Annotated in this window: 8 protein-coding genes and 1 pseudogene; all 9 read right to left on the minus strand. The window is 49.6% G+C overall.

Features of this window, described 5'->3' with window-relative positions; translation table 11 throughout:
- Positions 1–57: 57 nt before the first annotated feature.
- Complete coding sequence (locus AB5903_RS11120; RefSeq protein ID WP_005656745.1) at positions 58–2,247, minus strand: glutamine synthetase III; 2,190 nt, start codon at positions 2,245–2,247, stop codon at positions 58–60.
- A 59-nt stretch (positions 2,248–2,306) separates the two neighbouring features.
- A pseudogene (locus AB5903_RS11125) lies at positions 2,307–3,702 on the minus strand (ammonium transporter).
- An 87-nt stretch (positions 3,703–3,789) separates the two neighbouring features.
- On the minus strand, positions 3,790–4,146 hold the full coding sequence (locus tag AB5903_RS11130; protein WP_005656741.1) for a P-II family nitrogen regulator: 357 nt from the start codon (positions 4,144–4,146) through the stop codon (positions 3,790–3,792).
- Between the two features lie 21 nt (positions 4,147–4,167).
- Complete coding sequence (locus AB5903_RS11135; protein ID WP_005656739.1) at positions 4,168–4,887, minus strand: hypothetical protein; 720 nt, start codon at positions 4,885–4,887, stop codon at positions 4,168–4,170.
- A gap of 107 nt (positions 4,888–4,994) precedes the next feature.
- The gene (locus tag AB5903_RS11140) at positions 4,995–6,227 is read right to left on the minus strand and encodes an LL-diaminopimelate aminotransferase (protein WP_005656736.1); all 1,233 of its coding nucleotides are present in this window, start codon (positions 6,225–6,227) and stop codon (positions 4,995–4,997) included.
- Positions 6,228–6,305: 78 nt separating this feature from the next.
- Entirely contained in the window at positions 6,306–7,160 is an 855-nt protein-coding gene (dapF, locus tag AB5903_RS11145; protein ID WP_005656734.1) for a diaminopimelate epimerase, read from the minus strand.
- Positions 7,161–7,506: 346 nt separating this feature from the next.
- Positions 7,507–8,271, minus strand: coding sequence for a glycerophosphodiester phosphodiesterase family protein (locus AB5903_RS11150; RefSeq protein ID WP_005656732.1), 765 nt, complete (start codon positions 8,269–8,271; stop codon positions 7,507–7,509).
- Positions 8,272–8,391: 120 nt separating this feature from the next.
- On the minus strand, positions 8,392–10,101 hold the full coding sequence (gene asnB, locus AB5903_RS11155) for an asparagine synthase B (protein ID WP_005656730.1): 1,710 nt from the start codon (positions 10,099–10,101) through the stop codon (positions 8,392–8,394).
- Positions 10,102–10,287: 186 nt separating this feature from the next.
- The gene (locus AB5903_RS11160) at positions 10,288–11,628 is read right to left on the minus strand and encodes a glutamate synthase subunit beta (protein ID WP_005656729.1); all 1,341 of its coding nucleotides are present in this window, start codon (positions 11,626–11,628) and stop codon (positions 10,288–10,290) included.
- Positions 11,629–11,691: the final 63 nt, after the last annotated feature.

Consider the following 11,691-nt stretch of genomic DNA (forward strand, 5'->3'; position numbering starts at 1 on the left):
CCAACAAAAGAAATAGATAATTTCCGGTTTCAGAGTTTGTATGTCTGAAATAGCTCTTTATCTTATAAACAACAGTTCCCTGTATTTCGGTAATGTCCACATCTGGTTGTCAACGATGAGTTCCAACTTGTCGATGTGATAGCGGATTTCTTCCATCATCGGTACGATGTTGTCGTGATAAGCGATGGCTTTGTCGCGTTCACATTCAATCTTGTTGGCAACCTTGCGGGCTTCTATCATGGTATCTACATGTTCCTTGATGAAGGTGGTACGGTCGGCAATCTCTTCGATGAGTTCCAAATTCTTGGCAGACAGTTTTGCAGCTTTCTCTACCGGGAAGAGGTCTTTCATTTTGTAGACATTGTCTATCAAATCCGTCTGATATTGAGTGGCTACGGGAATGATGTGATTCATCGCCAAGTCACCGAGCACGCGGGCTTCAATCTGAATTTTCTTGGTATAGGTCTCCCACTTCACTTCGTTGCGGGCTTCCAGTTCCTTTTGCGTCATTACGCCTACAGACTCGAACATACGGATGCTTTCGGGCTTCAGATAGTTGTCGAAGATGAGGGGTACACTGGTTTCGCAGTCCAGACCGCGTTTTTTGGCCTCGGCTTTCCATTCGTCGCTGTAGCCGTTACCGTCGAAGTGAATGGGCTTGCATATCCTGATGTATTTGCGGATAACGTCGAGGATAGCCGAAATCTTCGGTTCACCCTTCCCGATAAGTTTGTCTACATCCTTCTTGAATTCTACCAGTTGCTCGGCAAGAGCGGAGTTCAGGGCAATCATGGCGCTGGCACAGTTGGCTTCCGAACCTACGGCACGAAACTCGAAGCGGTTGCCCGTAAAGGCAAACGGGCTGGTACGGTTACGGTCGGTGTTGTCTATCATTAGCTCGGGTATCTGCGGAATGTCCAGCTTCATGCCCTGTTTGCCGCTGAGGCTGATGAGGTTATCCTTAGTGCTTTCCTCAATATGTTCTAGAACCTGACTCAACTGCTTGCCGAGGAAGCTGGATATGATTGCAGGAGGCGCTTCATTCGCTCCCAGTCGGTGGGCGTTTGTGGCGCTGGAGATGCTGGCTTTCAGTAATCCGTTATGTTTGTAGACTGCCATTAAGGTATTTACTACGAAGGTGATGAAGCGTAGGTTGTCTTCGGGCAGTTTGCCGGGGGCATGGAGCAGGATGCCCGTGTCCGTACCCAACGACCAGTTGTTGTGCTTGCCGCTGCCGTTGACACCCTTGAATGGCTTTTCGTGCAACAGTACTCGGAAGCCGTGATTACGTGCCACCTTGCGCATCAGAGCCATGATGAGCATATTGTGGTCTACTGCAAGGTTGCATTCCTCGAAGATAGGAGCCAACTCGAATTGGTTGGGAGCTACCTCGTTGTGGCGGGTCTTGACAGGGATTCCGAGTTTCAACGCTTCGATTTCCAACTCCTTCATAAAGGCTGCCACACGCGGAGGGATGGCGCCGAAGTAGTGGTCTTCGAGTTGTTGGTTCTTGGCACTATCGTGTCCGGTCAGTGTGCGGCCGGTCATCAACAGGTCGGGGCGGGCGGCGTAAAGGCCTTCGTCAATCAGGAAGTATTCCTGTTCCCAGCCCAAGTACGCCACTACTTTCTTTACGTCCGGGTTGAAGTAGCGGCATACGTCTACCGCTGCCTTGTCCACTGCACGCAGTGCTTTGAGTAACGGCGCTTTGTAGTCAAGAGATTCACCCGTGTAGGCAATGAAGATGGTAGGAATGCAGAGCGTATCATCTACTATGAACGCGGGAGAAGAGGGGTCCCATGCTGAATATCCGCGTGCCTCGAACGTGTTGCGGATACCGCCGTTGGGGAAGCTGGATGCGTCCGGTTCCTGCTGCACAAGCAACTTGCCTGTGAATTCTTCCATCATGCCGCCCTTGCCGTCGTGTTCCACAAAAGCGTCGTGTTTTTCGGCAGTGCCTTCGGTGAGCGGATGAAACCAGTGCGTGTAGTGGGTGGCTCCCATCTCAAGCGCCCATTTCTTCATTCCCGCCGCCACTTCATCAGCAATACTGCGGTCCAGCGGCGCACCGTTGTCAATTACATCAATCAGTTTGGCATATACCTTGCTCGGCAGATACCTGAACATCTTTTCCTTGTTGAATACATACTTGGCGAAGTATTCCGACGGACGTTCCGCCGGGACTGCCACTGCAACGGGTTTCTTCTTGAACGCCGTCTCTACTACTCTGAATCTCAATTTTGACATAATACCTTAGAATTGTAATTGTTGGTTTATAAATATATGATAGAATAAAAAAACTTGTTTTAGTTGTAAGCGGACTCTCCGTGCTCGTAGATGTCAAGTCCTTCTTCCTCCACGCGAGCCGGAACACGCAAGCCGTGTATCTTGTCGAGTACTTTGAAGATGATGAAGCCCATACCTGCCGCCCAAAGTCCGACAATTACCGCACCGAATATCTGTGCTCCGAGGAAGCCCGCACCCGCACCGTAGAACAGACCTTCACTGGTAGAGAACAGTCCGGTAAGTACCGTTCCCGTGAAACCACATACGCCGTGTACGGAAGATGCGCCTATGGGGTCGTCAATTTTCAGTACTTTGTCAATGAATTCTACGGCATATATCATCAGTACGCCACAGATGGCGCCGATGATGACCGCACCCAGCGGAGCAACGGCGTCGCATCCTGCCGTAATGCCTACCAATCCCGCCAAAATACCGTTCAGCGTGAGTGACAGGGACGGTTTGCCGTATTTCAGCCAACTGACGGCCAGGGCAAAGAAACCACCAGCGCAAGCTGCCAAGTTAGTGTTGAGGAATACGAGCGAGACAGTTACCTGATCCTCGGTAGTGGCTGCCGCCAACTGAGAGCCGGGGTTGAAACCGAACCATCCGAACCATAGGATGAACACGCCCAGTGCCGCAATGGTGAGGTTGTGTCCGGGGATGGCTTTTGACCGGTCGTCTTTGCCGTACTTGCCGATGCGCGGACCGAGGATAGCTGCACCTACCAATGCAATCCAACCGCCTACGGAGTGTACAATGGTAGAACCTGCGAAATCGTGGAAGGTAGTTCCGAATGTTTCCGTCATGAAGGAACCTGCTTCACCGTTCATCAGCCATCCACCACCCCAAGTCCAGTGCCCGGAAACGGGATAAATCAGTACGCTGATGAAGATTGTGTAAACCAGATACATGGAAAACTTTGTACGCTCCGCCATAGCCTCCCGAAACAATTGTGGCGGAAGTGGCGCAGAATACGGTTTGGAATACGAGGAAACCTTCGGTAGGCAATGAAGCGGGGTCGGGCAGGCCATTGCTATCGAACAACAGGCTCATGAGGTGAGGAGTTCCGAAGAAGTCGCCTAAACCGAACATGATGCCGAAACCTACCAGCCAGTAAAGAAGTGAGCCGAACATGAAGTCCACAAAGTTTTTCATCAGTATGTTGGCGGTGTTCTTGGTGCGGGTGAAACCGGCTTCCACCAATGCGAAGCCCGGTTGCATAAAGAATACCAACATGGCTGCAAGTAACATCCAGACGGTGTTGACACCGGAAACCAACTGGGCGACGGTATCGGTTGCCACACTATCCGCAGCTACGGCGGTTTGTGCATACATATCTGTTGTGAGGCAGCAAGCTATGAGTATAGCAAGGGCCGTACGCAGTTTTGTGAAACTGCGTTTCATATATTTGTCCATAATCTTTTGGGTTTTTAGTTGTACTTGTATTTTGTTTTTCACTGAGCACGCCGCTCAATGAAAATCCTGTGGGTTGAGTGCTGCCGGTTATCTTTCCTGTTCGGCATTATAGAGGGCAATGTCACCCCGTTCTCCGGTGCGGATGCGGATAGCGTCTTCAATGGGGATGACGAAGATACGGCCGTCGCCGATTTCGCCGGTTTGTGCGGCTTTGATGATAGCTTGTACTGTCTTTTCTGCGTTTTTATCGCGTACAACGATAGAGATGAGGATACGTTCGATGGAACTGGTGTCGTACAGTACACCACGGTAAATACGGGCTTGTCTGGATTTTCCGATACCTCTTACATCGTAATAAGAGAACCATTCGATATCTGCTTCGAGGAGTGAGTCTTTCACTTCCTCGAATTTGGTTTTGCGGATGATAGCTTCAATCTTTTTCATACCTTAAGTGTTTTATTGTTCTTAAAAACTTAATCCTACTACGAAGTATGCTCTTTCCGAACAGGGATTCCAAGTAGCTTTGGCAAAGAGTGGCAGGGAGAATGAATTGGTTATCCTGATATCCTTTGTAGCTCCGAGGCTGACGTCGCATACGGCAAATCCGCTTGCTCCGTAGAAGTCCGTTTCCCATGGAGTGGCGCCTACTTCGGCTGTCCAGTCAAGTCCGCCCAATTTGAACGGAGCGGCTATGGAAATATAGGATGAATAGGCTCTGTCACCATTCTCCTTGACACCGTCGTCTCCGGCAAAGTTGGTGTACCAGTTTACTGCTACCGGTCCGAAGTCGTAACCCACTTGGGCTTCGTACAGGTGGGTTGTATTGTGGGCACCGTAGTGGAAGTAACCTGCTCCGGTATTATACCAATAATCAGTAATTGATACGCTAAAACCACCGGTGGAGTAGCCCAGTGTGAGGTCGAACTCTTTAGCATCGTAACCGTCGGCATCTGTCTTTTCAATACCTACCGATCCCCATGCTTCCAAAGACAAACCTTTATAGGCGATGGATGCGTTGGGTTGAAGGCTTACACCGCCCAAGTCTTGTCCGCGCCAGATGTAGCCGCTTACGATGTCTGCGCCTACGGATGCTTTTACTTTGTCCTGTGCCTTTGCCGTGAAAGGCATTGCAGCTGATAGTAACGTTATTGCTATTACTCCTAATTTTGTGTTTCTTGTTTTCATACCTTCTTACCTTTTTAGTTAGAAAAATTGCGGATGATCAGTCCGGTTCTGTTAGTATAGTATTGTGCTTGAACTATTAAATAGTAGGATGTTTATATTCTTCACTTTTATTTCAGCCAGTTGCGGATGCGTTTTATGGCTTCCACACAGTCTTCGTGTTTGCCGAAAGCGGTCAGGCGGATATATCCCTCACCGCTTGGCCCGAAGCCTACACCCGGAGTACCCACTACATTGGCTTCGTACAACATTTGTTCGAAGAACCGCCAAGAGCTTATGTCGTTCGGGGTTTTCAGCCAGATGTATGGAGCGTTCACACCGCCGTACACTTCCAGCCCGGATGTTTCCAGTCCTTCTTTCATGGTGCGGGCGTTGTTCATATAGTAGTCAATCGTTTCTTTTACCTGCCGTCTGCCTTCTGCGGTGTAGATGGCTTCGGCGGCACGCTGGGTAATGTAGCTTGTACCATTAAACTTGGTGCATTGGCGGCGGTTCCACAGTTTGTTGAGGGAGATACGTTCACCTTCCAGCGTAGCGGCGGTCAGTTCTTTCGGTACTACGGTGTAGCCGCAGCGTACGCCTGTAAATCCGGCTGTCTTTGAGAAACTGCGGAACTCGATGGCGCATTTTTTCGCCCCTTTTATTTCGTATATGGAGTGGGGCACATCGTCCTCTTGGATGAAAGCCTCGTAGGCGGCATCAAATAGGATAAGCGTGTCGTTGTCAAGGGCATAGTCCACCCACTTTTTCAGTTCGGGTTTGGTAAGGGTAGTACCCGTAGGATTGTTGGGGTAACAGAGGTAGACGATGTCGATACGTTTGTCCGGTATTTCGGGGATAAAGTTGTTTTCGGCCGTACAGGGCATATAGGTTACATTGCTCCATTTGCCGTCTTTTTCCAATATGCCGGCGCGTCCGCACATTACGTTGCTGTCAATGTAGACGGGGTAGATAGGGTCGGTTACTCCCACACTGTTGTCATGGCGGAGTATGTCGCCTATGTTTCCCGTATCGCTCTTGGCTCCGTCGTTGATGAAGATTTCTTGTGGGCTGAAATGAACGCCGCGTGTCGCGTAATCGTGTTTGATAACGGCATCAATCAGAAAGTCATAACCCTGTTCAGGACCGTATCCGCGGAATGTCTTGGCATCAGCCATCTCATCCACTGCCTTGTGCATCGCTTCGATGCAAACTTGCGGCAGCGGACGGGTAACGTCTCCGATACCCAGACGGATGACTTCTTTTTTAGGGTGCGTTATCCTGAAAGTATTAATTTTTTTAGCTATGTCCGAAAATAAGTAACTTCCGGGCAGTTTCAAAAAATGTTCATTAACTAATGCCATATCTCTGTTGGTTTAATTATTTAATAATGATGAATTAATAATGAAGAATTGCCATGTGGCACAAAAGCGTATATTCATTCATAATTCTTCATCCGTCTCCATCTCTCCCTCGAACACCTTGGTTGCCTCTCCCGTCATAAAGACGTGCTTGGTGGCTATATCCCATTCAATGGTGAGTGTTCCTCCATCCATGCCGATGATTGATTTTCTTCCGGCACGTCCTGTGAGGAAAGCGGCTACGGCTGTGGCACAGGCTCCTGTTCCACAGGCTCGGGTGACGCCCGAACCCCGTTCCCATACGCGCATCCTTATCTTTCCCTCTTCCAATACTTGGGCAAACTCCACATTGGTGCGGTCGGGGAAGAGAGGGTGATTCTCCAGTTTGGGGCCGATAGAGGAGAGGTCTACCTTCGTAATGTCGTTCACGAAGATTACCAGATGCGGGTTTCCCATGGATACGGTAGTACCCGTATAGCGTATGCCGTCTATTTCGATGGGATGTTCTGTCATCGGCTTGCTCCCCTTGCCGTCATAGTTCACGGGTTCGTCAGACGGAATACCCATGTCAACGGTTACAGTGTCTACTTTATCGCCTGTCGCGTGTAGTTTTAGAATCTTGATGCCGGACAGGGTATCGAGTGTGATTTCTGTTTTGGAAGTCAGCTTGTAGTCATAAAGGTATTTGCCGATGCACCGGCTGGCATTGCCGCACATCTTGGCTTCCGAACCGTCCGCATTGAAAATGCGCATGCTGAAATCGGCTTTGTCGGAGCGCCCTATAAGTACCAGACCGTCACTGCCGATTCCCGTATGCGGTGCGCTCCATTTCTTCGAGAGTTTCTCCGGGTTCTCGATAGGATAGCGGGTAGTGTCTACATATATGTAGTCGTTTCCTGCGCCATGCATCTTGGTAAACTTTATGCTTCTTGTCATTTTGTACTTACTTGGTTAGTTGACTATATCCTTTTGTCTTATTTCAATGCAAATATACGACGTTTTGGATGATTTTTATCTATATTGATATCTGTTTTCTATTTATTTCTATTCCTGCTTTCATTCAGTGCAAATATATATGATTTCCCTTTCAATTTAAAAGTATATGATGCTATATTCGTAAAGATTGTAATATAATGCTCTCGCACTCTTGCGGGGAAATAATAAAAATGATTGTTTTATTCGCTTATTACTACCTTTTTGAAATATAAAAGCTGCTTCATTGTTTTCATAATGAAGCAGCTTGTCTGTAATAACTTTCTAAATGTATTGTAAGCTGATGCTTTTACTGTAATATTTCTTGCAGTTCTACGGGGACGTTGGTAGTGATGAAATCCACACCGTGGTCAATCAACCACTTCATGTCTTTGGCATCGTTTATGGTCCAAGCATTTACTTTCATGCCCAAGTCGTGGGACTCTTTAATCCATTCGGGATGTCTTTTGAATACGCTGAAGTGATAGTCGGGTCCGGCGCATCCCCATTCTTTCAGTTCTTTGGGAGAGAGGTCGCCTTCCAGATAATATACCGGAGTTCCTTTGGGGGTAAGACGGATAAATTCTTTGGTGGCGTGTCGCGAGAAAGCGATGTATTCCATGCGGTTCTCCAATCCCATGTCTTTCACCATCTTCACGATACTTTCTACGGCACGTGTTTCCTGTTCGGGTGTCTTGTGGGATTTCAGTTCCAGAATAAGGCGCGTTTTCAGTTGTCCGGCCTTCTCCAAGTATTGCCGCAGGGTGGGGAGTTGCTCTCCGTTGTCCAGTATGACGGCGGTACACTGTTGTGCGGTGGATTTCTGCATATTCACTCCCTTGAAAGTGCTATCGTGGTTTACTACAAGTTGGTTGTCGGCGGTGAGCCATACATCGAACTCGGAACCGTAACAATTTATGGAGTCGGCTTTCACCAGTGCGGCAATGGAATTCTGTGCCGAACCGTCTGTTTTCCAGAAGCCGCGGTGAGCAATGACTTGGGTGGACTGTGCCTGTGTATAGCCACAAGCGGCAAGTAGCAGGGCGGAAGTGATAATAAGGCTTTTCAGTTTCATGGGCTTTAGAATTAATTATTTTCATCGTTCTTTCGCAAAGGTAGCATAAGCTTACGAATATGAAACAGAAAGTATATTAAAAATCCGTTGCATTTGCCGTGTGGTTACTTTTTTTAAGGTTCAGTCCTTGTAGGCTTCTTCGTGCACACCGGCAACGGCGCGTCCGCTAGGGTCGTTTTTCCCTTGGAATGAGACGTCCCATGCCAATGCTTCGGCGGTGGAACAGGCTACACTCGGTACGCTGGGTACACTGCGGGCGGCACTCTCGCTGGGGAAGTGCTCCTCGAAAATAGTGCGGTAGTAGTATTCCTCTTTGTTCATCGGTGTGTTTACGGGGAAGCGTTCGGAGGCTTTCCGCATCTGTTCATCACTGACGGCAGCGGCAGTGACAGCTTTCAGCGTATCAATCCAGCTGTAACCCACACCATCAGAAAATTGTTCTTTCTGACGCCATGCGACGCTTTCGGGCAGCATATCCGCAAAGGCTTCGCGAACCACTTTCTTTTCAATTTCTTTTCCGGGACACATCTTCGTGGCAGGATTCAGTCGCATGGCTACATCCAGAAATTCTTTGTCGAGAAACGGGACACGTCCTTCCACGCCCCAAGCGGCAAGACTCTTGTTGGCGCGCAGGCAATCGTAAAGGTACAGTTTGGAGAGCTTACGTACTGTTTCTTCATGGAAGGCTTGTGGTGTGGGCGCTTTGTGGAAGTAGAGGTAGCCGCCGAATACTTCGTCCGCACCTTCACCACTAAGTACCATCTTGATGCCCATGCTCTTGATGACACGCGCCAGCAAGTACATGGGCGTGGATGCGCGGACAGTGGTTACGTCGTAGGTTTCGATGAAGTAGATGACATCGCGAATGGCGTCCAGCCCTTCTTGAATGGTGTAGTTTATTTCATGGTGGATAGTGCCGATGTATTGCGCCACTTCACGTGCTTTGATGAGGTCGGGAGCACCTTTCAAGCCTACTGCAAAAGAGTGGAGTTGAGGCCACCACGCATCTGCCTTGTTGTCCGTCTCAATACGTTTTCCGGCGTATTTCTTGGCGATGGCCGAGATTACGGAAGAGTCCAGCCCGCCGGACAACAACACGCCGTAAGGTACGTCCGACATAAGTTGGCGCTGTACGGCGGCTTCGAGGGCATCATGTACGGCAGAAACCTGAGTTTGGTAGGTTGTGGCATTGACGTCAGGGTAACCAGTATGATAGTTGTCTTTTACGGCAAGGTATTGCATCCAGTCGCGAGTGTACCAGCGGTGCATTTTACCCTCACGTCCCCGGTAATAGTGTCCGGGCAGGAAAGGCTCGTACTCGTCGCAGAAGCCTTCGAGAGCTTTCAGTTCGCTGCCGAAGTAGATGCGGCCTTCCTTGTCGCGGCCTATATATAAAGGTATCACTCCGATGGGGTCGCGGGCTATGAGGTAATCGTCCGTCTCTTCATCGTAGAGGGCAAAGGCGAAGATACCGTTCAGTTCTTCGAGGAAATTGATGCCCTTGTCTTTGTAGAGGGCGAGGATGACTTCGCAGTCCGAACCCGTCTGAAAGGTGTACTTTCCGGCGTAATGTGCACGGATATCGCGGTGGTTGTATATCTCACCGTTGACGGCAAGGATTTGCTTGCGGTCGGGCGAGTACAGAGGTTGCCCACCCGATTGAGGGTCGACGATAGAAAGCCGCTCGTGTGCAAGGATTGCGGAGCCGCCTACATAAATACCGCTCCAGTCCGGTCCGCGATGGCGGATTTTCTGTGCCATTTTTAAAGCTTTACTCCTGAGTTCCGGAGTCTGGGATTTTATGTTGAAAATACCTGCTATTCCACACATGGTTGTAGTTGTTTTAGAAGTTGATATCGGGATGATGTTAGTTGTATCGGGTGAGACTGGCAGTTTCGTCCGTTGGAACGGATTGTTTCAAGCGTTGAAACGAGTCGTTTCACACCGGGGGACAGAAAGTTTCATGCGTTGAAACTCTTGGTATCCCTCTTTGAAACTTTTTTCGTTGCCGCAAAACTACCGGTTGAAGTATTGGTCAATCCGCCGGGCTACTTTGCGACCGTCAGCCAGTGCACGTACTACGAGACTTGCACCATTGGCGGCATCTCCCGCCACGAATACATTCTCTGCAAATGTCGGCTGTTCCGGTTTGAGGAAGCCCATAGCCAACAGCACCATATCGGCTTCAATGACTTCTTTCTTACCCGTAGGTTTCATGGTGGGGCGGCCACCGTCTTTTGCCGGAAGCCATTCCACTTCTTCCACTTCCACGCCGCAAACCTTTCCGTTCTTGCCGATGAATCTGTTGGATGCCAGTGACCAGCGGCGTGTGCATCCTTCTTCGTGACTGGAAGTGGTTTTCAGGACAACGGGCCATTGCGGCCAGGGCGTAGCGTCATTGTGGCCTACGGGTGGTTGTGGCATGATTTCTATTTGTGTCACGCTCGTAGCTCCTTGGCGGATGCTCGTGCCGATGCAGTCCGAGCCTGTGTCGCCACCGCCAATGACAAGCACCCGTTTGCCACGGGCATTGACAAGCTGCTCTTTCGGGAATGTCTCTCCGTCGAGGATACGGTTCTGTTGAGCCAGCATATCGAGGGCAAAGTAGATACCTTTCAGTTCACGGCCGGGGATGGTAAGGTCACGGGCAGTGGGAGTGCCTGTGCAGACGGCGTAAGCATCGAAACCTGCGGGCAGCTTCTGCATATCGATGCAGACACCCATTTCAAACCGGATACCTTCGGCTTTCAGTACATTCATGCGACGGTCTATCACTTCTTTGGGTAGTTTGAAATTGGGAATACCGTAGCGAAGCAGTCCGCCCGGCATCGGTTTGGAATCGAATATCGTGACTTCGTAGCCACGGGCATTCAGCCGTGCGGCAACGCTCAGCCCGGCAGGCCCTGCACCGATGACAGCTATTTTCCAGCCATTGCGTTCGGGGCGGACAGGCACGATATATCCTTCACGAAAAGCGGCTTCGGCAATGGCTGCCTCATTCTCGCGGATGGTTACGGGAGCATCGCAGGAGAGTTTCAGCACACATGACTTCTCACAAAGTGCGGGGCAGATACGTCCCGTAAATTCGGGGAAATCATTCGTCTCGTTCAGTACTTGATAGGCTTCGCGCCATTTTCCTTTGCAGAGTGCGTCTTGAAACTCCGGTTGCTTGTTGCCCAACGGACATGCCCAATGGCAAAAAGGTACACCGCATTCCATACAGCGTGAGGCTTGGAGCTTGCGGTCGTGACTGTTCAGCGTCTGTTCCACCTGGCTGAAATCTGTGATACGTTCGTGTATCGGACGGTAGCCCGCTTCTTGGCGGGGGATATTTAAGAATGCTTTTGAATCGCCCATGATTGATAAATTGAGAATTAAAAATTGAAAATTAAGAAATAATACTCAGAGAATCGAAAATTA

The sequence above is a fragment of the Bacteroides sp. 2201st1_D9_2201SCRN_220225 genome, from assembly GCF_040928965.1.
Classification (GTDB): domain Bacteria; phylum Bacteroidota; class Bacteroidia; order Bacteroidales; family Bacteroidaceae; genus Bacteroides; species Bacteroides stercoris.

Coding starts and splice junctions, on each gene's coding strand:
- AB5903_RS11120 (WP_005656745.1), bottom strand. CDS start 2,247: ATGTCAAAATTGAGATTCAGAGTAGTAGAGACGGCGTTCAAGAAGAAA.
- AB5903_RS11130 (WP_005656741.1), bottom strand. CDS start 4,146: ATGAAAAAGATTGAAGCTATCATCCGCAAAACCAAATTCGAGGAAGTG.
- AB5903_RS11135 (WP_005656739.1), bottom strand. CDS start 4,887: ATGAAAACAAGAAACACAAAATTAGGAGTAATAGCAATAACGTTACTA.
- AB5903_RS11140 (WP_005656736.1), bottom strand. CDS start 6,227: ATGGCATTAGTTAATGAACATTTTTTGAAACTGCCCGGAAGTTACTTA.
- dapF (WP_005656734.1), bottom strand. CDS start 7,160: ATGACAAGAAGCATAAAGTTTACCAAGATGCATGGCGCAGGAAACGAC.
- AB5903_RS11150 (WP_005656732.1), bottom strand. CDS start 8,271: ATGAAACTGAAAAGCCTTATTATCACTTCCGCCCTGCTACTTGCCGCT.
- asnB (WP_005656730.1), bottom strand. CDS start 10,101: ATGTGTGGAATAGCAGGTATTTTCAACATAAAATCCCAGACTCCGGAA.
- AB5903_RS11160 (WP_005656729.1), bottom strand. CDS start 11,628: ATGGGCGATTCAAAAGCATTCTTAAATATCCCCCGCCAAGAAGCGGGC.